The 20,079-nt window shown below is 70.9% G+C and carries 18 protein-coding genes and 1 pseudogene; 11 read left to right on the top strand and 8 right to left on the bottom strand.

Going from position 1 to position 20,079, the window contains the following annotated elements; translation table 11 throughout:
• Positions 1–27 precede the first annotated feature (27 nt).
• A complete protein-coding gene (locus tag ACVW19_RS09875) occupies positions 28–396 on the top strand; it encodes a DUF6281 family protein (protein ID WP_457458469.1) in 369 nt (122 codons plus the stop codon).
• On the opposite strand, the gene ACVW19_RS09870 is transcribed toward ACVW19_RS09875, so the two are convergent.
• The 4 genes from ACVW19_RS09870 to ACVW19_RS09855 form a co-directional block, all read right to left on the bottom strand.
• Complete coding sequence (locus tag ACVW19_RS09870) at positions 383–529, bottom strand: hypothetical protein (RefSeq protein WP_457458468.1); 147 nt, start codon at positions 527–529, stop codon at positions 383–385. The genes ACVW19_RS09875 and ACVW19_RS09870 overlap by 14 nt on opposite strands.
• A gap of 134 nt (positions 530–663) precedes the next feature.
• On the bottom strand, positions 664–1,098 hold the full coding sequence (locus ACVW19_RS09865) for a VOC family protein (protein WP_457458466.1): 435 nt from the start codon (positions 1,096–1,098) through the stop codon (positions 664–666).
• A 30-nt stretch (positions 1,099–1,128) separates the two neighbouring features.
• On the bottom strand, positions 1,129–1,977 hold the full coding sequence (locus ACVW19_RS09860; RefSeq protein WP_457458464.1) for a DUF4429 domain-containing protein: 849 nt from the start codon (positions 1,975–1,977) through the stop codon (positions 1,129–1,131).
• A gap of 67 nt (positions 1,978–2,044) precedes the next feature.
• Complete coding sequence (locus ACVW19_RS09855) at positions 2,045–3,262, bottom strand: alpha/beta hydrolase (protein WP_457458462.1); 1,218 nt, start codon at positions 3,260–3,262, stop codon at positions 2,045–2,047.
• Between the two features lie 676 nt (positions 3,263–3,938).
• On the opposite strand from ACVW19_RS09855, the pseudogene ACVW19_RS09850 reads away from it, so the two are divergent.
• A pseudogene (locus ACVW19_RS09850) lies at positions 3,939–4,285 on the top strand (small hydrophobic protein).
• Positions 4,286–4,387: 102 nt separating this feature from the next.
• On the opposite strand, the gene aceE reads toward ACVW19_RS09850, so the two are convergent.
• Entirely contained in the window at positions 4,388–7,135 is a 2,748-nt protein-coding gene (aceE, locus tag ACVW19_RS09845; protein WP_457458460.1) for a pyruvate dehydrogenase (acetyl-transferring), homodimeric type, read from the bottom strand.
• A gap of 417 nt (positions 7,136–7,552) precedes the next feature.
• Between aceE and ACVW19_RS09840 the strand changes: the two genes are divergently transcribed.
• From ACVW19_RS09840 to ACVW19_RS09815, 6 genes are all read left to right on the top strand, one after another.
• Positions 7,553–7,990 carry a DUF3052 domain-containing protein gene (locus ACVW19_RS09840; RefSeq protein WP_055595440.1) on the top strand — a complete coding sequence of 146 codons (438 nt, stop codon included), beginning with the start codon at positions 7,553–7,555 and terminating at the stop codon, positions 7,988–7,990.
• A 170-nt stretch (positions 7,991–8,160) separates the two neighbouring features.
• Positions 8,161–8,619, top strand: a complete 459-nt coding sequence (locus ACVW19_RS09835; protein WP_363035543.1) for a peroxiredoxin — start codon at positions 8,161–8,163, stop codon at positions 8,617–8,619.
• Positions 8,620–8,751: 132 nt separating this feature from the next.
• Positions 8,752–9,327: a TerD family protein gene (locus ACVW19_RS09830; RefSeq protein WP_042170048.1), complete on the top strand. Its 576-nt coding sequence runs from the start codon at positions 8,752–8,754 to the stop codon at positions 9,325–9,327.
• A gap of 133 nt (positions 9,328–9,460) precedes the next feature.
• The gene (locus ACVW19_RS09825) at positions 9,461–10,036 is read left to right on the top strand and encodes a TerD family protein (RefSeq protein ID WP_457458456.1); all 576 of its coding nucleotides are present in this window, start codon (positions 9,461–9,463) and stop codon (positions 10,034–10,036) included.
• Positions 10,037–10,111: 75 nt separating this feature from the next.
• The gene (locus tag ACVW19_RS09820; protein ID WP_457458454.1) at positions 10,112–11,248 is read left to right on the top strand and encodes a DUF475 domain-containing protein; all 1,137 of its coding nucleotides are present in this window, start codon (positions 10,112–10,114) and stop codon (positions 11,246–11,248) included.
• Between the two features lie 157 nt (positions 11,249–11,405).
• Positions 11,406–12,143, top strand: a complete 738-nt coding sequence (locus ACVW19_RS09815; RefSeq protein WP_457458452.1) for a TerD family protein — start codon at positions 11,406–11,408, stop codon at positions 12,141–12,143.
• A gap of 21 nt (positions 12,144–12,164) precedes the next feature.
• Here the strand turns inward: ACVW19_RS09815 and ACVW19_RS09810 are convergent, their stop codons facing one another.
• A complete protein-coding gene (locus ACVW19_RS09810; protein WP_457458451.1) occupies positions 12,165–13,091 on the bottom strand; it encodes a TerD family protein in 927 nt (308 codons plus the stop codon).
• A gap of 184 nt (positions 13,092–13,275) precedes the next feature.
• Between ACVW19_RS09810 and ACVW19_RS09805 the strand changes: the two genes are divergently transcribed.
• The 3 genes from ACVW19_RS09805 (at position 13,276) to ACVW19_RS09795 (ending at position 18,067) form a co-directional block, all read left to right on the top strand.
• The gene (locus ACVW19_RS09805; RefSeq protein WP_457458449.1) at positions 13,276–14,442 is read left to right on the top strand and encodes an HpcH/HpaI aldolase/citrate lyase family protein; all 1,167 of its coding nucleotides are present in this window, start codon (positions 13,276–13,278) and stop codon (positions 14,440–14,442) included.
• A gap of 74 nt (positions 14,443–14,516) precedes the next feature.
• The gene (locus tag ACVW19_RS09800; protein WP_457464518.1) at positions 14,517–17,255 is read left to right on the top strand and encodes a phosphoribosyltransferase; all 2,739 of its coding nucleotides are present in this window, start codon (positions 14,517–14,519) and stop codon (positions 17,253–17,255) included.
• Entirely contained in the window at positions 17,255–18,067 is an 813-nt protein-coding gene (locus ACVW19_RS09795; RefSeq protein ID WP_457458447.1) for an HAD family hydrolase, read from the top strand. The genes ACVW19_RS09800 and ACVW19_RS09795 overlap by 1 nt, the downstream gene beginning before the upstream one ends.
• 66 nt (positions 18,068–18,133) lie before the next feature.
• On the opposite strand, the gene ACVW19_RS09790 is transcribed toward ACVW19_RS09795, so the two are convergent.
• A complete protein-coding gene (locus ACVW19_RS09790; protein ID WP_109382529.1) occupies positions 18,134–18,361 on the bottom strand; it encodes an FmdB family zinc ribbon protein in 228 nt (75 codons plus the stop codon).
• Between the two features lie 65 nt (positions 18,362–18,426).
• Complete coding sequence (locus ACVW19_RS09785) at positions 18,427–19,869, bottom strand: hypothetical protein (protein WP_457458445.1); 1,443 nt, start codon at positions 19,867–19,869, stop codon at positions 18,427–18,429.
• Positions 19,870–20,079: the final 210 nt, after the last annotated feature.

The raw sequence follows: 20,079 nt of genomic DNA, 5'->3' as shown, positions 1-20,079 counted from the left end.
GTAGTTCCGGTTGGGCGGAGCGCAATCGTGAGGGTGCTGGTGGCGGCGGTGACCGTCGTGGTGTCCGCCGCCTGTGCGTCGTCGAGCGGTGGCGAGTCCGAGGCATCCTGCGAGTACCGGGTCGAGTACGACAAGCGTATGTACTCGGACGTGTCCAACGCCGAATTCAAGATCGGCGAGAAGCTCGGGCCGGCCGTCTTTCCTCCGTGCGACGACTCGTCGGACGACGGGGGCGGTCAGGCGTCGCCGGACTCGACGGTCGCCTACGCGATCGAGGGAGTGGACCCCGACATCGCCATCGCGGTGGACGACGCACCCGACGACGTCCTCTTCGTCGCCGTCGACTCCGAAAAAGATCTTCCTTCCGAGGTCAAGAAGCTGATCAAGGGTTCTTGACGTCGAGTGCGGGGCGCGGGCACCACCGAACGGTGGTGCCCGCTGCTTCCTGCTCGCTGGACGACTGCGCCCGGGCGCTCGGCTGTTCCTGCCGTTCCCACCACTTGCCGAGGTCGTCGCCGTCCATGAGCATCGATCGTCGGCATCCTCGACTCCCCTGCCGTCAGCGGATTCTTGGGAAGCGTGCTCGCCGCATACACAGGGACAGCGCTTTTGGGCCCGCCCCGTTTCACTACGCCGCTGCCCAATCGTCGTCCCGGAGGATGCTCAGTCGAGACAGAACTCGTTGCCCTCGACGTCCTGCATCACGAGGCACGACTCGTTGACGCCGTCGGCACGCAGCAGTCGCACCCGTACCGCGCCGAGCGCGACCAGTCGTGCGCATTCGGCCTCAAGAGCGGCCAGGCGCTCTTCACCCACGAGTCCGGTGCCGACCCGCACGTCGAGATGCACCCGGTTCTTGACGACCTTGCCTTCGGGAACGCGCTGGAAGAACAGTCGCGGGCCCACACCCGAGGGGTCGACGCAGGCGAACGCCGAGCCCTGACGCTCGAGCGGCAGCGAGCGATCGAAATCGTCCCACGTGGCAAACCTCTCAGGCGGCGGCGGTACGACGTACCCCAACACCTCGCACCAGAAACGAGCGACGCGCTCGGGTTCCGCGCAGTCGAAGGTGACCTGGAACTGCTTGACCGATGTCATCGGCCCACCGTAGCGGGAGGGGCGAGCAGGCTAAAGCTCTGCCAGCAACTCCGCTTTCTTGGAGGAGAACTCCTCGTCCGTCACCAGGCCCGCCCGGTGCAGTTCGCCGAGGTGGCGGATGCGGTCGGCGATGTCGGCGGGGTCGCGGCGTACGGCCGCCGCGACCACCGCGGGCACCGGCTCGGAGGTCTGCACCGCCGCCAGCACCGCCGCCGCGAACGGCAGCGACTCGTGCACCGGCCCGTAGCCCAGCCCGAACACCACGGCCGCCGGGTCCTGATCGGCCTGGGGCGGCGACGCCGGCTCGTCCCGGCGCAGCAGCCGCAGATGCCCTTCGAACACCTCGGGCGACCGCCACTCCACGCCGCTCAGCTCACCCACCGGGAAGCGCTGGTCACCGGCTTTCCACTTCGCCGACGAGGCGCCCGTCCAGAACCAGTGGAAGGAGACCGTCGTCCCGTCGAAGGCGGCCTTGCCGTCGTATGCCTTGAACCGCAGCGGCGCCTCGGGGGCCGCTACCAGGTGGCGTTCGGCGGGACCGGACTCGGTGAGGCGGGCGAGGAGTTCGTCGGCGTAGTACTCGGCGAGCGTCTCGCGCTCGGCGGGCAGCACCAGCCGGTAGGGGTCGGAGCTCTCCTTCAACTGCCCGGCCGCCGCCTCCATCAGCGGGTCGGCCCCGGGCCTGGGCTCGACGCGCAGCACGACGCTGCCGCGCCTGCCGGGGGTCAGCGTCACCCCGGCCATGGCCTCCAGGGGGATGCGTCGTTCCCCGAGTGCCTGAAACAACTTGGGTGTTCGAATCCCCCTTTCGTAACGGATGAGCACGGAGTCGGACTCGAACTCCCAGGCAGCGTGAAATCCGGCCAGTACGTCACCCATGCGGCTCATCGTATGCGGCACGAGCTTTTTCGTCCCCTCCCCGCGCATACCGCGGTTCCTCCGTTCTCTACGCGCGTCCGGGTGGCCGGGCGTAGGACAAACCCGCCCGGCATACGCCGTCATCGTGTGCGCAGGCCACCGCTCGGTACGCGCCAACGCCGATCTCGGCGAAGTTGCGCAGGCTGTCCGTGCCCGGCTCGAAATACCCGCTGTGTCCCTGAGCCTCACGGGCCGACAGGACCCGTGCCCCGAAAGCGGGGGAGACCGGGTCGGCGCCGTGGCCCAGTCCGCCGACCTCCAGGTAGGGCACGTCCTGGATCCAGTCGTCGGCGTCCCGCATGGCCCACACGCGCGCGTGGGTGCGCAGTGCGGAGGCCGTCTCGGCCCGCATGCCGGGACTGCCGGCCACCGCGATGTCGGCCACCCGGCCGGGCAGTGTGTTCGCGGCGAGCCCACACACCACGGAACCGTAGCTGTGGCAGAACAGTGCGACCGGGGCCGTGCCGGGCAGCGCGCGCAGCAGCGCGTCGAGCCGTACCGCGCCGTCCTCGGCGCGCTTGGCCATGGCCGCCTCCATGCCGAGTCCGCCGGGCGCGGTGTAGTCGGCCCAGGCGATGACGGCGGTACGGGTCGAGGGGTCCGCCTCGTGCTCGGCCGCGCGCAGCGCCTCGGCCATGCCGACGGGGGCCGAGTAGCGGCGGTGGGTGCGCTGGAAGGTGAGCAGGTCCGTGTCGACGCCGGGGACGACGACCGAGATGCGTTCGGCCTCGTCCAGGTCGCCGAAGACCTCGGCCACGCGGCCCGGCCCCGACGGGTTGAAGGCGAGGATCTGGCGTCCGGGGCTCAGCAGGGCCCCGAGGCGGTTCACCAGGCGGCCCGCCTGATGCTGTCCCGCGGGCGTGAGCCGTGTGTCGCGCATCCGTTCCCGCTCGATCTCGCGGGCCTGCTCCATCGCGATGCGGTTGGCGCGGTACCGCAGACCGGCCGGGGCGCCGTTCATGTTGCCGACCGCGAGGGGGAAGCGGTGGGCGAGGCTCATCCGCTGCGCCTCGGTGAGCGAGGCGAAGAACCGGGCCAGCCTGCCGGGCGCGGACTGCGGGTCCGGCAGGTCGCGGCCCGCTATGCGGCCGTGCTCCCAGGCGGCGAGCGAGGCGGACAGAGGTGTCACGTCCCGCTGTTGGCGCAGCGCCGTCCAGCCGGTGGTCGCCAGCATCACGAAGACGACGGCGAGTGCGAGGAGCGCGCGCCCTGCGTTCAGTTGCGGAGAGGAGTCGAAGGAAGTCACTGACAGGACACACTAGGAGAACGAGAGGGTCTCGCGTTAGCCGAGTGACGGGTATCACGTTTCAGCACGTCGGGTTGTGAGCAGTGGTCAACCGACCGTGGCGTGAGCGGCGGCTCGACGGGCCGGAGCGGGAGCGGCCGTCGGCCGGCACGGGGTCATGCGTCGTGCCGGTTCCCCGCGAGCGCCGGGCCCGACTGGTCCAGGTGGGCCGTCGTCAGTTCGCCCAGGGCGGCGAGGCCGGCGTCGTCCCCGGTGGGCCCGGGCATGCCCGAGGCGTTCGCCGTGGAGCGCGCCGACGTGGTGCACGGCGCCCTCCTCTTCGGCATGGGCGGGGCGTCTCTGGTCGCCACCGGAGTCCCTGCCGGAGTCGGCCACATCTGACGGCCCCTCGGAGCGAGTTCGCTCGTCAGGGTGAACAAACGAGGTGAACCCTCCCCCTCCGGCGGGCATCGCGGGTCACAGTGGGTCAAGTCCTCCGTAGGGCATGGAGGATGTGGCTGCGGCGCGCTGCTGGAGGGGGGCAGCGCGCAGGCAGCACCCCCCACTGCCGTCCGCGCGGCGTGAATTCACCGCCGAAGCGGGGGCACCCGCCTCTCGACGAACCTCGAACATTTTCCCAACCGGCCAACCGGCCAGCCAGTCAACCGGCCAACCAGCCAAGGTGTTCAGGGAGTTGATGACGGCGAGCTTCGGACACGGTACGCGCAGGCACCCCCGGCGAGGTGGCCGCAGCTGGTCATCGTGGGGGTCTCCCTGTTCGGGAGAAGCCGAGAACTCGGGGGAAGGCCGGACCGCGCGACGCTCGGAACCGTTGGAGTCATCTGCGCGGTCGCCGGATTCTTCGTGCTGGGGATCATCCTCGGCCCCGTGGCGATCGTCTGCGGCCGGCTCGCCATGGGCCGCAGACGGGCGGGGGCCCGCCCGGTACCGGCCCCGGTCGCCCTCGTCCTGGGCGCCATCGACACGCTCCTGGCCGTCATCTGGCCGGCCGGGGCGACCACCCCGGGCTACGGAACGTCCTGACGAACCGGCAGCCCCGGGACCGAGCGGGAGGAGGGCCTCCGGCGACTCGCCGGAGGCCCTCCTCGCCTCCTCGATGGCTCCGTCACGCCGCCCGTCAGGACGTCACGCGTCGCCGCCCGCCGGGCCCGGGTCGGCCGCGGTGACGTCGAGCAACTGGTAGCGGTCGATGGCCTGCTTCAGCACCGACCGGTCGAGGTGGCCCTCGCGGGCCAGCTCCGTCAGCACCGCCACCACGATCGACTGCGCGTCGATGTGGAAGAACCGCCGGGCCGCCCCGCGCGTGTCCGCGAAGCCGAAGCCGTCCGCACCCAGCGACTGGTATGTCCCCGGCACCCAGCGCGCGATCTGGTCCGGCACCGACCGCATCCAGTCCGACACCGCCACGACCGGCCCCTGCGCCGAGGCCAGCTTCCGCGTCACGTACGGGACGCGCTGCTCCTCCTCCGGGTACAGCAGGTTGTGCCGCTCGCAGTCCACCGCCTCGCGCCGCAGCTCGTTCCAGGACGTCGCCGACCAGACGTCGGCCTTGACGTTCCACTCCTCGGCGAGGATCTGCTGTGCCTCGATCGCCCAGGGCACCGCGACGCCGGAGGCGAGGATCTGGGCGGGCAGGCTGCCCGCCGTGCCCTCGCTGAAGCGGTACAGGCCCTTCACGATGCCCTCCGCGTCCACGTCCTCCGGCTCGGCCGGGTGCTGGATGGGCTCGTTGTAGACGGTCAGGTAGTAGAAGACGTCCTCGCCGTGCGGGTGCTGCTCGTCGCCGCCGTACATCCGGCGCAGACCGTCCTGCACGATGTGCGCGATCTCGAACCCGAAGGCCGGGTCGTACGCGACACAGCCCGGGTTCGTGGACGCCAGCAGCTGCGAGTGTCCGTCCGCGTGCTGAAGGCCCTCACCGGTCAGGGTCGTACGCCCCGCGGTCGCGCCCAGGACGAAACCGCGCGCCAGCTGGTCGGCCATCTGCCAGAACTGGTCACCGGTGCGCTGGAAACCGAACATCGAGTAGAAGACGTACACCGGGATGAGCGGCTCGCCGTGCGTGGCGTACGCCGAGCCGGCCGCGATCAGCGAGGCCGTGCAGCCGGCCTCGGAGATGCCGTCGTGCAGCATCTGCCCGTTCGGCGCCTCCTTGTACGCGAGCAGCAGCTCCCGGTCCACGGACTCGTACTGCTGGCCCAGCGGGTTGTAGATCTTCGCACTCGGGAAGAACGAGTCCATGCCGAACGTGCGGTACTCGTCCGGCGCGATCAGTACGAACCGTTTGCCGATCTCCTTGTCCCGCAGGAGGTCCTTGAGGAGCCGGACAAAGGCCATGGTCGTCGCGATGGACTGTTGGCCCGAGCCCTTCTTCACGTTCGCGTACGTCTTGTCGTCGGGCAGTGCGAGCGGCTTGGAGCGCACCACACGGGTCGGCACGTACCCGCCGCAGGCCTTGCGGCGGTCGTGCATGTACTGGATCTCCTCCGAGTCGCGGCCCGGGTGGTAGTACGGCGGCAGGCCGGACTCCAGGTCCCTGTCGGCGATCGGCAGGTGCAGGCGGTCCCGGAAGCCCTTGAGGTCGTCGACCGTCAGCTTCTTCATCTGGTGCGTGGCGTTGCGGCCCTCGAAGTTCGGACCCAGCGTCCAGCCCTTGACCGTCTTGGCGAGGATCACCGTCGGCTGGCCCTTGTGGTCCAGGGCCGCCTTGTACGCCGCGTAGATCTTCCGGTGGTCGTGACCGCCGCGGCCCAGGTGCAGGATCTGGCCGTCGGTCATGCCCTCGACCATGGCGCGCAGCCGGTGGTCGTCGCCGAAGAAGTGGTCGCGGATGTACGCCCCGGACTCGGTGGCGTACGTCTGGTACTGGCCGTCCGGAGTGGTGTTCATCCGGTTGACCAGCACACCGTCCCGGTCCTGGGCGAGCAGCGGGTCCCAGGTGCGGTCCCAGACGAGCTTGATCACGTTCCAGCCGGCGCCCCGGAAGATGGACTCCAGCTCCTGGATGATCTTGCCGTTGCCGCGCACCGGCCCGTCGAGGCGCTGCAGGTTGCAGTTGACGACGAAGGTCAGGTTGTCCAGGTTCTCGCGGGCGGCGATGGACAGCTGGCCCAGCGACTCGGGCTCGTCCATCTCGCCGTCGCCGAGGAACGCCCACACGTGCGACTTCGAGGTGTCGGTGATGCCGCGCGCCTGCATGTAGCGGTTCATCCGGGCCTGGTAGATCGCGCCGATCGGGCCGAGGCCCATCGACACCGTCGGGAACTCCCAGAAGTCCGGCATCGACCGCGGGTGCGGATACGACGACAGCGCCTCGGGCGCCTTCGACTTCTCCTGCCGGAAGCCGTCCAGCTGCCGCTCGGTGAGCCGGTCCAGCAGGTACGCGCGGGCGTAGATGCCCGGGGAGGCGTGGCCCTGGAAGAAGACCTGGTCGCCGCCGTCGCCCGCGTCCTTGCCGCGGAAGAAGTGGTTGAAGCCCACGTCGTACAGCGACGCCGAGGACGCGAACGTGGCGATGTGGCCGCCGACGCCGATCCCGGGCCGCTGCGCGCGCGAGACCATCACCGCGGCGTTCCACCGGGTCGCGTTGAGGATCTTGCGCTCGATCTCCTCGTTGCCCGGGAAGAACGGCTCCGCGCGGGTGGGGATCGTGTTGACGTAGTCCGTGCTGCGCATCTCGGGCACGGCCACGCGCCGCTCGCGTGCGCGCTCGATCAGCCGCAGCATCAGATAGCGGGCCCGCTCCCGGCCGCGCTCGTCGACGGCGGCGTCCAGGGAGTCGAGCCACTCCTGCGTTTCCTCGGGGTCGAAGTCAGGCACCTGACTCGGAAGGCCACCAATGATGATCGGGTTGCGATCGGATGCGGAAGCCACGCTGTTCCTTACCTGTCAGAGGGCCGTGAAAGGGCCGCTGCTTCACTGATTTAGCCGTCTGCGCGCTCCCCATCGTCCACCCGCGGGCCGCACACGTCATCTCTACCGATAGGTAACCCGGCCGCGACCCCGGTACGGTGGCATACGGAACGGGCCACGGACTCGTGCGAGTCTCGTACCCGTATACGGTTCCCAAACGCCCATAGAGGGCACAAGGGTGTGGTGTGTATCACTGTGGGCCAGGATGATGTGCCTGGAGTTGCGGTGACCCGGCCAGGATCGTCACCGTTTCGGCGGTCCCTGCGGCCGGGTACTTGCGCGAACCGCCCCGCCCGTGTGGACTACGGCCACAGCCGCGCACCTGCGCGCGGCTGTGACGATTGGCGAGATTCCCAAACCATGATCAGGAGGCAAACCGTGAGCGCGACCGCGGACCACGCGGAGGAGCGGACGAACCCTGCCGCCAGGCTGGGGTTCCAGCCCGGGCAGGTGGTCCAGGAGATCGGCTACGACGACGACGTCGACCAGGAGCTCCGCGAGGCCATCGAGGGCGTCATCGAGAGCGACCTGGTCGACGAGGACTACGACGACGTGGCTGACGCCGTTGTGCTGTGGTTCCGCGACGACGACGGCGACCTGACGGACGCGCTGGTGGACGCCGGCACGTACATCGAAGAGGGCGGTGCCATCCTGCTCCTCACGCCGAAGACAGGCCGTTCGGGCTACGTCGAGCCGAGTGACGTCTCGGAGGCCGCCACCACGGCGGGCCTGACGGCAGCCAAGAGCGTCAGCGTGGGCAAGGACTGGAGCGGCAGCCGGCTGGCCACGCCGAAGGCAGCCAAGTCCAGGAGGTAGCCACGGCGGAGGCGGCCCCGGCGGCGGCACTCCCGCCGCCGGGGCCGCACCCCGTTCGAACCCGGACGGGCCGACCGGCTCGGCCCGTCCGGCCCACTGCCGTGCCCCGTGCGTAGGGTGGTCCCCGGGAACGAACCGGGAACAGCACCCCCGAAGGGACGAACGAGGCGATGGCGATCCAGGTCGGCGACAAGGCCCCCGACTTCGAGCTCAAGGACAACCACGGCGCGCCCGTACGACTGTCCGACCACCTCGGACAGCGGAACGTGGTGCTCGTCTTCTACCCCTTCGCCTTCACCGGCGTGTGCACCGGGGAGCTGCGCGAACTGCGCGACAACCTGCCGCTCCTCGCCGACCGCGACACCCAGCTGCTCGCCGTCTCCAACGACTCCATCCACACCCTGCGCGTCTTCGCCGAGCAGGAGGGCCTGGAGTACCCCCTGTTGTCGGACTTCTGGCCGCACGGAGAGGTCTCACGCGCGTACGGCGTCTTCGACGAGGGCAAGGGCTGCGCCGTGCGGGGGACCTTCGTCATCGACCGGGAGGGCATCGTGCGCTGGACGGTCGTCAACGCGCTGCCCGACGCACGTGACCTGAACGAGTACGTCGAGGCGCTCGACGCGCTGTGAGCACGTCCGACACCCCGTGATTCCCCGCCCCGGGGCCTGCGGCGGTCGGGAACCCATCACTAGGATCGACACGTTGATCGGACATCCAACGCACGACGGGGCTTCCCGCCCCCGGACATCACTGGAGGACTCGTGGGAGTCAGCCTCAGCAAGGGCGGCAACGTTTCGCTGACCAAGGAGGCGCCGGGCCTGACCGCGGTCATCGTCGGACTGGGGTGGGACGTCCGCACCACGACCGGCACCGACTTCGACCTGGACGCCAGCGCGCTGCTGGTGAACAACACCGGCAAGGTCACCAACGACGCCAACTTCGTCTTCTTCAACAACCTCAAGAGCCCCGACGGCTCGGTCGAGCACACGGGCGACAACCTCACCGGTGAGGGCGAGGGCGACGACGAGCAGATCAAGGTCAACCTCGCCGGTGTCCCGGCGGAGATCGAGAAGATCGTCTTCCCGGTCTCCATCTACGACGCCGAGAACCGCCAGCAGTCCTTCGGCCAGGTGCGCAACGCGTTCATCCGCGTCGTCAACCAGGCCGGCGGCGCCGAGATCGCCCGCTACGACCTGTCGGAGGACGCCTCCACGGAGACCGCCATGGTCTTCGGCGAGCTGTACCGGCACGGTGCCGAGTGGAAGTTCCGCGCCATCGGCCAGGGCTACGCCTCCGGCCTGCGCGGCATCGCGCAGGACTTCGGGGTGAACGTCTGAGACGGTCACGTCCCGGGCGCCGCCCGGGCCCGGCCGCCTCGTACGGCTGTTCCGTCCGGCGCCGCACGGTTTACGTGTGGCGCCGGAGGCGCAGGACCACCTGAGAAACGTCATCCGGGGAGGGATCAGCAAGATGGGCGTCACGCTTGCCAAGGGGGGAAACGTCTCCCTGTCCAAGGCCGCACCGAACCTCACACAGGTGATGGTCGGGCTCGGCTGGGACGCACGCTCCACCACCGGAGCCCCCTTCGACCTCGACGCCAGCGCACTGGTGTGCAGCGACGGCCGGGTCATGGGGGACGAGTGGTTCATCTTCTACAACCAGCTCACGAGCCCGGACGGCTCGGTGCAGCACACCGGTGACAACCTCACCGGCGAGGGCGACGGAGACGACGAGTCCCTGCTGGTGGACCTCTCCAAGGTGCCGGCCCGGTGCGACAAGATCGTTTTTCCGGTCTCCATCCATCTGGCGGACGACCGCGGCCAGGCTTTCGGCCAGGTCAGTAACGCCTTCATCCGTGTCGTCAACCAGGCGGACGGCCAGGAACTCGCCCGGTACGACCTGTCGGAGGACGCCTCCACCGAAACCGCGATGATCTTCGGCGAGCTCTACCGCTATCAGGGCGAGTGGAAGTTCAGGGCGGTGGGGCAGGGGTACGCGTCCGGGCTGCGGGGCATCGCTCTAGACTTCGGAGTCAACGTTTCGTAAAGCCGACTTCGGCAGCGGGGAGAGTCTCCTCCGGAGATCGTCCGGTGGAGCCCCCAACACATGATGGGGTAGCCAGTGGTTCTGAAAACCTTCGGCTGGTCGTTCGCGGTCACCGCGCTCGGTCTGGTCGCAGCGATCCTTTTCGGGGGGTGGACCGCCTTTGGCATCGTGGCGATCCTGTCGATCCTCGAGATCTCGCTGTCCTTCGACAACGCGGTGGTCAACGCCGGAATCCTGAAGAAGATGAATGCCTTCTGGCAGAAGATCTTCCTCACGATCGGCATCCTGATCGCCGTTTTCGGCATGCGGCTGGTCTTCCCCGTCGTGATCGTCGCCCTCAGTGCCCAGCTCGGTCCGATCGAGGCGGTCAAGCTCGCCTTCAACGACAAGGACCAGTACCAGCAACTCGTCACCGACGCCCACCCGTCGATCGCCGCGTTCGGTGGCATGTTCCTGCTGATGATTTTCCTGGACTTCGTGTTCGAGGACCGGGAGATCAAGTGGCTGACCTGGATCGAGCGCCCGCTCTCCAAGCTCGGCAAGGTCGACATGCTGTCGGTCTGCATCGCGCTGATCGTCCTGCTGATCGCCTCCCTGACCGTCGGGGCCAACGCCCACCAGCACGGCGGCCTCCACGTCGACAAGGCGGAGACCGTCCTCCTCGCCGGCATCGGGGGTCTGATCACCTACATGATCGTGGGCGGACTCTCCGGCTACTTCGAGGACAAACTCGAAGAGGAGGAGGAACGCGAACACGAGGCGGAGGAGAAGGCCGCGCGCGCCGGAAAGCCCCGTACGGCGGTCGCGATGGCCGGCAAGGCCGCGTTCTTCATGTTCCTCTACCTGGAGGTCCTGGACGCGTCCTTCTCCTTCGACGGCGTGATCGGCGCCTTCGCCATCACCAACGACATCGTGCTGATGGCCCTGGGCCTGGGCATCGGCGCCATGTACGTCCGTTCGCTGACGGTCTACCTGGTCCGCCAGGGCACCCTCGACGAGTACGTCTACCTGGAGCACGGCGCGCACTACGCCATCGGCGCGCTCGCCGCCCTGCTGCTCGTCACGATCCAGTACGAGATCAACGAGATCATCACCGGCCTGATCGGTGTCGTCCTGATCGGCGCCTCCTTCTGGTCCTCCGTGCGCCGCAACAAGGCGATCGCGGCGGCCGGGGGGACCCCGGAGAAGACCGAGGTCTCGTCCGGGGTGTGACAGCCCTCCGCGTGAGGAACGCTCTGTTCGGGGCGGCCGTCGAGGACCACTCCTCGGGGCCGCCCCGTCGGCCGTCGCGGGGGCGGCGGAACAGCGGGACGGCGGGACGGCACGGCAGCGGGGCCGGCGGGGTTCCACGAGCGGACTTGGGGCGGGAATGGGCTTTCTGGACGGACTGTGGCGCGGGAAAGAGACCGCCTTCGACTCGGGCAACGCGGCCACCAACGCCATCGAGCTGACCAAACGGCACGCACAGGTGTCCCTGACCAAACAGGGCGCGGCCAACGGCCATCTGCGGATCAACCTGAGCTGGCGGATGCGGACCTCCGACCTGAGCGGCTCCCAGCGGGAGAGCCTGCTGCGGCACCCGCTCAAGGCGCTCAAGCCCCCGGAGGTCGTCGCCCACAGCCAGAGCATGGTCAACGTCGACCTGGACCTGGGCTGCCTGTACGAACTCCAGGACGGCACCAAGGGCGTGGTCCAGCCGCTCGGCGGCTTCCTCGGCGACGTCAACGCGGCGCCGTACGTCAAGCTCAGCGGTGACGACCGGTTCGGCTCGGCGTCCGGTGAGACGATCTACGTCAACCTGGACCAGCGTGAGCACATCAAACGCCTGCTGGTCTTCGCGTACATCTACGACCAGACGCCCGCGTTCGACCGTACGCACGCCGTCGTCACGCTGTTCCCGAGCAACGGCCCGCGGATCGAGATAGGCCTGGACGAACGTCATCCGCAGGCCCGCTCCTGCGCGGTGGTGATGATCGAGAACGTCAAGGGCGAGATCGTGGTCCACCGCGAGGTGAAGTTCGTCTACGGCTTCCAGGCGGAGCTCGACCGGCTGTACGGGTGGGGCCTGCAGTGGGGCCGCGGCTTCAAGTCGAAGGCGGACCGCTAGGGGCCCCACCCGGGCCGGGGCCTACCGCCCGATGAACTGAGGTCCCTGCGGGGGCAGGCGGAAGTCGGGGTCGGGGGCGCCGGGCGCGGGGGGCGGGTAGCCGTAGCCGGCCGGCGCTCCCGCGGCGGCCGCCGCGGGTGACGTCTGCGGGTAGCCGTAGGCGGGCCGCCCGGTCGTCTGCGGGTAGCCGTAGGCCGGCTGCGCGGCCGGGGGCTGCTGCGGCGGATACCCGTACGCGGGCTGCGCCGGCACCCCCGCCGGCTGCTCGGGCGGCAGCGGCCCGGACAGGTCCGCCGCGGCCGGGGCCTGCGGCTGGGTCAGCGCGTCGGGACGGACCGAGGTCCCGGTCTCGGCGGACGTGTCCGGCCGGCCGGGGTCGGCGGCCGAGGGGTCCTGCGCCGCCTCCGACTCGTCCACCGAGATGCCGAAGTCCGTCGCCAGGCCCTTCAGTCCGTTCGAGTAGCCCTCGCCGAGCGCCCGGAACTTCCAGCCCTCCCCGCGCCGGTACAGCTCACCGCAGATCAGCGCCGTCTCCTGGCCCGTCTCCGGCGTGACGTCGAAGTACGCCAGCGGCTCCGCGTCGGGCGCCTGCGCGTCGAACAGCAGGATGCGCAGCGTGTGCACCTGGTCGAAGGTGACGCCGTCCGCCGACGCCACCAGCAGGATCCGCCCCACGCCGTCCTCGACCCCGTCGAGGTCTGTCTGGATCGTGTCGGTCAGCCCCTCGGCGCCCCGCTTCTTGCCGAGCCGCCACACCGTGCCGGACGGGTGCCGGGGCTGGTTGTAGAAGACGAAGTCCTCGTCCGAGCGCACCCGGTCGTCGAGCCCCAGGAGCAGCGCGGACGCGTCCACGTCCGGCACCCCCTGCCCCGGGGACCAGCGCAGGACGGCGCGTACCGTGGTGGCTTGGAGCGGGACGTTCGACCCCTTCAGCATGGCGTGCGTCATACGGTCATCCTGCCCTCTCCGTCCTGGTCACGACAATGCGGGGGTGGCGAGACGGTAGGGGAACGACACGGCCGGGACACCCGGAGTTCACACCGGGCGGGAACCGCCGACATCGCTCCGTACGTACTATTACCGGCCACCTTCCGACATTCCACAGCATGCCCAGCGGCCACGGGGGAGTTCAATGCGTCACTTCGGACAGATCGCCCCGGCGGTGCGGAAACGTCTCTTCCACCGGGAGCCGGGCGTGTTCACGCAGGAGTCACCGGCCCACCTGCTCTCCACGGCCCTCGGCGCCACGCTGTACAGCCCCGCGACCCGCCCCCGGCTCGCCGACGACATCGTCAAGCAGGCCGGGCGCGGCGTGGTCTCGATGGTGCTGTGCCTCGAGGACTCCATCGGCGACGAGGACGTGCTCGCCGGCGAGGCGAACCTCGTCCGCCAGTTCGCCGACCTGGCCGCCCGGCCGGCGGCCGATCTGCCGCTGCTGTTCATCCGGGTCCGGACCCCCGACCAGATACCGGACCTCGTCCGGCGTCTCGGCCCCGCCCTCTCGCTGCTGTCCGGATTCGTCCTGCCGAAGTTCACCGAGGAACGCGGCGTGCCCTTCCTGGAGGCCCTCGCCCTCGCCGAGGCCGAGAGCGGCCACCGCCTCTTCGCCATGCCGGTACTGGAGTCGCCGGAGCTGCTCTACCGCGAGACACGCGTGGAGACCCTCGAAGGCATCCTCCGCGCGGTCGGCAAGTACCGCGACCGGGTCCTCGCCCTGCGCCTCGGTGTGACCGACTTCTGCTCCCCGTACGGGCTGCGCCGCGGCCCCGACATGACCGCCTACGACATCCAGATCGTCGCCTCCGTGATCGCCGACGTGGTGAACATGCTGGCCCGCGCCGACGGCACCGGATTCACCGTGACGGGACCGGTCTGGGAGTACTTCCGGGTCCAGGAACGCATGTTCAAGCCACAACTGCGGCAGAGCCCCTTCCTGGAGGTACAGGCCGTGGAACTGCGCGCGACGCTGATCGAGCACGCCATGGACGGCCTGCTGCGGGAGATCTCCCTCGACCGGGCCAACGGACTGCAGGGCAAGACCTGCATCCACCCCTCGCACGTGCTGCCCGTGCACGCGCTGTCCGTCGTCAGTCACGAGGAGTACAGCGACGCGCAGGACATCCTCCGGCCGGAACGCGACGGCGGGGGCGTCCTGAGGTCGGCGTACACGAACAAGATGAACGAGGTGAAGCCGCACCGTGCCTGGGCCGAGCGGACCCTGCTGCGCGCCGAGGTCTTCGGCGTCGCCAACGAGGACATCGGGTTCGTGGAGCTGCTCGCGGCCGGCCTGGCGGAGTGACGTACCGGAGCGACGGCGAGGGAAACTCATGGAGAAGGCAGTGAGAAGGCAGTGAGAAGGCAGTGAACGAGGCAGTGCGCCGTGAGGCGCGCGACGGGTCGCCGACCGGCGAGGGCACGACCGGCGGGAGTGTCTGGTCCGGGAGCTGGGTCGCGGAGCGGCTCGGCGTCGAACTGGCCGGCGACGGCCGGCTGACCGGGCTGCTGGGCCTGGCCCTGCGCCGCAACCCCAAACGGGCCCACCTGCTGGTGTCCAACGTCCTCGGCAAGCACGTACCCAGCCCGCCGTCCGTCGTGTACGGCCACGGTGTCGCCCTCGGCCGCCGGGTCCGCGAACTGCTGGGCGAACAGGCCCACCGGGCCGTGGTCCTCGGGTACGCGGAGACCGCGACCGGCCTCGGCCACTCGGTCGCCGACGGCCTGGGCGTCGCCCCCTGTCTGCACTCCACCCGCCGCCCGGTCCCCGGGGTGGCCACGGCAGGCGGTTTCGAGGAGTCCCACTCCCACGCGACCTCGCACCTGCTGCTCCCCGAGGACCCCGGGCTGCTGGCCGGGGACGGGCCGCTGGTCCTGGTCGACGACGAGTTCTCCACCGGCAACACGGTCCTGAACACCATCCGCGACCTGCACGCACGCCATCCTCGGCGGCGGTACGTGGTGGTCGCCCTGGTCGACATGCGCTCGCCCGCCGACGCCGGGCGGCTGGACGAGTTCGCTCGCGAGATCGGAGCGCGAATCGACCTGGTGACGACCGCGTCGGGCACGGTGCGGTTGCCGGAGGGCGTCCTGGAGAAGGGACAGGAGCTGGTGGCGCGGTACGGGAGTGCCACGGGAGGTGGTCGGTCGACTGCGGCTCCGTCGGGGCCGGTCGCGCCGTTCCCCGCGCCCCTGGAGGGGGATGCCGGTGCCCTCGGCCGTGAAGCCGACGGTGGGAATCACCCCCGGGGGGCGCGGGACGTAGCCGAAGCTGCGGCTACCGCCGCGTGGGCGCGATCGACCCGAGACGGCCCGCACCCGAACGACAAGCTCACGCGCGTGGATCTGCGCTGGCCTCCCGGCCTTCCCGACGGCGGACGGCACGGGTTCACCCCCGCGCACCGCGCCCGCCTGGAGAGCGCACTCCCCGAAATGGCGGCCCGCCTCGCCGAGGCACTCCCCGACGGTGCCCGCCGCGGCCGCATTCTCGTTCTCGGCTTCGAGGAGCTGATGTACGCCCCGCTCCGCCTCGCCCACGCGCTGGAGCGGAAGCTGGAACAGGAACCGGGGCAGCGGCCGGAGCAGGCGCCGGCCGGGGCGACCGGCACCGAGGTGCGCTTCTCGACCACCACCCGCTCACCCGTCCTCGCCGTCGACGACCCCGGCTACGCGATACGCACCCGGCTGGTCTTCCCCGCCCACGACGACCCCGCCGACGGCCCCGGCGAGCGCTACGCCTACAACGTCGCGGGCGCCGGCTTCGACGCCGTGGTCCTCGTCGTCGACTCGGCCGCCGACACCCCCGCGCTGCACGCGCCCGGCGGTCTGCTGGCCGAGCTCGCCGCGCACACCCCGCAGGTCCTCCTCGCGGTCATACCGTCGTACGTCCCCGCGCCCTCCGACGGGCCTGCCGGACCCGACGTACCCGCCGGACCCGACGCCCTCGAAAGGCCCGTCTCCATGCTGCCCGAGCCCCTCCGCGGCCCCGCCTTCTCCTCGTACGCGCCCGAGGAGGTCGGCTGGCTGCTCCAGGACCTCTCGGACGTCGCCCTGGAGGCGCCGACCGAGGAGCGCGAGGAGGCCGTCCAGAGCGGCGGCGCGCACTACGCCGAGTCGCTGCCCGTCGAGTACCAGCCGAGCGAGCAGTACCAGCGGCTGTTCCACGCGGCCCTGGAGACCTCGGCGGCCCGCCTCGCCCACGCGGTCGGCGTGGTCACCGAGACCGTTCTCGCGGAGCGGTCCCCCCGCCCGGTCCTGGTCTCCCTGGCCCGCGCGGGCACCCCCGTCGGCATCCTGATGCGCCGCTGGGCCCAGCACCGGCACCGACTCGACCTCCCGCACTACGCCGTCTCCATCGTCCGCGGCCGCGGCATCGACGCCAACGCACTGCGCTGGCTGGCCGAGCGGCACGACCCCCGGGACGTCGTCTTCGTCGACGGCTGGACCGGCAAGGGCGCCATCACCCGTGAACTCGCGCAGGCCGTCGAGGAGTTCGAGAAGACCCACGGCGTCACCGGCTTCGACCCGGAGATCGCGGTGCTGGCCGACCCCGGCTCCTGCGTACGGACCTACGGCACCCGCGAGGACTACCTGATCCCCTCCGCCTGCCTCAACTCGACCGTCTCCGGCCTGGTTTCACGCACCGTGCTCCGGGCCGACCTGGTCGGCCCGGACGACTTCCACGGCGCCAAGTTCTACCGCGAACTCGCCGACGCGGACGCCTCGGTGGCCTTCCTGGACGCCGTCTCCGCACGCTTCCCCGAGGTCACGGACGCCGCCTGCGCCCAGGCCAAGGAACTGCTCGCCACCGACCGCACCCCCACCTGGGAGGGCTGGGCCGCCGTCGAACGCATCAGCGAGGAGTACGGCATCCACGACGTGAACCTCGTCAAGCCCGGCGTCGGCGAGACCACCCGGGTGCTGCTGCGCCGGGTGCCCTGGAAGATACTGGCGCGGGCCGGGGCGGGCCGCGACCTCGACCACGTCCGGCTGCTGGCCGAACAGCGGGGCGTCCCCGTCGAGGAGGTCGACGGACTCCCGTACACCTGCGTCGGGTTGATCCACCCCCGGTACACGCGCGGCGCGACCGGCGCCGACGGCAGGGCGGTGACCCGCTGATGTCCGTCCTCGTCGCCAGTGACCTCGACCGCACGCTCATCTACTCCGCCGGCGCGCTCGCCCTGGCCGTGCCCGACGCCGAGGCGCCCCGCCTGCTGTGCGTGGAGACCTACGAGAGCCGCCCGCTGTCCTTCATGACGGAGTCGGCGGCCGGACTGCTCGCCGAACTCGGTGACAGCGCGGTGTTCGTACCGACGACCACCCGCACCCGTGAGCAGTACGGGCGCATCAGCCTCCCCGGCCCCCCGCCGGCCTACGCCATCTGCGCCAACGGCGGCCATCTCCTGGTCGACGGCGTGTCCGACCCCGACTGGCACGCCCGGGTGACCGCGCGCCTCGCCGCCGAGTGCGCCCCGCTCTCCGAGGTGCAGGACCATCTGCTGCGGACCGCCGAACCGGCCTGGACCCTCAAGCACCGGGTCGCCGAAGACCTCTTCGCCTACCTCGTCGTCGAGCGCCGGCTGCTGGACGAGGAGTGGGTGAAGGAACTCGCCGTGTGGGCGGAGAACCGGGGCTGGACGGTCTCCCTGCAGGGCCGCAAGATCTACGCCGTGCCGAAGCCGCTCACCAAGAGCGCGGCCATGCGTGAGGTCGCCCGCCGCACCGGCGCCGACCTCACCCTCGCGGCCGGTGACTCCCTCCTCGACGCCGACCTGCTGCTCGCCGCCGACCGGGGCTGGCGCCCCGGCCACGGCGAACTGGCCGACGCCGGCTGGGCGGCCCCCGGGGTCACGGCACTGCCCGAGCGCGGGGTGCTGGCCGGCGAGCGCATCCTGCGGGAGTTCCTGCACACGGCCCGCACGCCGTACTGACGACACCGGCAGGGACCCCGCCGAGGGCGGGGTCCCTGCCGGTGATCGGGGGAGCGGCCGGGGCCGTCAGCCGCAGCAGCCCCCGCCGCAGCAGCCACCGCCCCCGCCACCCCCGCCCGCACGGGGTGCGGCGGCCGGGGCGGAGGCGGCACCGCCCACGGCGACCGTGGACAGGAGCTTCACCGTGTCGTCGTGTCCCGACGGACAGTCGGCCGGGGCGGCGGACTCCGCCATGGGACGGCTCAGTTCGAAGGTGTCGCCGCAGGTCCGGCAGCGGTACTCATAACGAGGCATGAGCACAGGCTAACCGGCCGCCCCCGTTCGTGGCGGGGGAGCGGGGCGCGGGAGCGACGTGCCGGTCAGCCGGCGGAGCCGCCGCGGTCCTCGCGGATCAGGGCCACCACCTGTGCCACCGACTCGCGGACCGCCTCCGTCTCCGTCAGGAAGTGCCAGTAGTCGGGGTGACGGCCATCCAGGGCGTCGACGGCCCGGTCCAGGCGGGCCACGGCGGCGTCCAGCGGTTGCGCGTGGCGCGGGTCCGGGGTGTGGCGGCCGGCCATGGCCAGGCGCTGGGCGTCCCGGATGGCGAAGCGGGTGCGTTCTATCTCCTGCTCGGGGTCCTTCTGCACGGCGTTCAGCCGGTGCAGCCGGTCACCGGCGGCGGACACGGCCTCGTCGGTCGTGTTCAACAGCGCCCGTACGGTCGACAGCAGGGCGGTCGCGTCCGCCCAGCGCTGTTCCTCGCGCGCGGTTCTCGCCTCGGCGAGCCTGCCCTCGGCCTGGCGCACGTTCTCCGCGGCCACCTCGGGGACGTGCTGAAGGTCCTGCCAGCAGGCGGCGGTGAAGCGGCGGCGCAGCTCGCTGAGGACCGGTTCCACCTGTGCGGACCGGGTGGTGAGGGCCTGGGCGCGGGTCCGCAGGGAGACCAGCCGGCGGTCGGTCTCGGCGGCCCGTTCCGGCAGCCGGTCGGCCTCCGCGCGGACGGCCTCGGCCTGACGCGTGACCTGCTCGGCCCGCTCCAGGGTCTGCGGCACGCCGTGCTGCCCGGCGCCCTGGTTCAGCTTGGTCAGCTCCGGGGAGAGCGCGGCGAGCCGGGCGGCGAGGTCGTCCGCCCGCAGCCCCGACCCGCGGACGGTGTCCAGCGCGTTCGACGCGGCGAGCAGGGCCTGCCGGGCACGCTCCACGGCGGGCGCGAGCCGGGCCAGCTGGGTCTCGGCCTTGCCGAGGAGGGGACCCAGTCCGTCGGTGAAGCGGTCCAGTTCCCGCTTGACCCGGTCGAGCTCGCCCTTGGCGGCGGTCAGCTCGGTGCGGGCCCGGGAGGCGGCCGAGGCCTCCAGGTCGTCGCGGTCCAGGTCATGGGCGTCGACGGCGTCGATGTACTGGTGACTGGCCTCGTCGATAAGGCGGCCGAGCGCCTCGAAGTCGGCGACGGCCCGGCGGGCGGCGGGGGAGCTGTCGACGGCGGTGATCGTCTCGATGGAGATCCGCAGATCCCGCTGGGCGGTGTCGAGCTCGTAGAACGCGGCCGCCGCCGCGTCCTTGGCGGCCTGTGCCTCGGCCCGCTGGTTCTCGGCCCGTCCGCCGAACCAGCGCCGGGTGCCGCCACCGGCGAACGCGGCGGCCAGCGCCGGAGCCGCCACCAGCGGCAGGGTCATCAGGACGAGCGTGTCCCGGAGCGGGCCGGCCGCCCGGCGGAGGCGCGCCGTGTGAAGGCGCGGCCACGAGGGAGGAGACAGAACACCACGCGTGCGGTGCACGCGTGGTCTCGACGGCGAGTACGGCTGCTCTGGTGTCGCCGTCACATCCCTCTCCCGTACTGTCGTTCGCCCTGCCGGTGCCATTGTCCCACCGGTGGAGGACGAACACACGGGTCGGTCGGTTCGTCGTACGGACCGTGAGACTTCCGTCGCCGGTGTGGAGGTTCACCGCATGGGAACCGGTGTCGTCACGGGGCACCCCGGAGGAACCCCGGTGGCAGGGTGCCGGGCCGCCGTCGGGACGGGCGTTTTCCG

It is taken from the genome of Streptomyces sp. TE5632 (assembly GCF_054061295.1).
The sequence above is the reverse complement of the archived record's forward strand: the minus strand, read 5'-3'. Positions and strand labels throughout refer to the sequence as shown.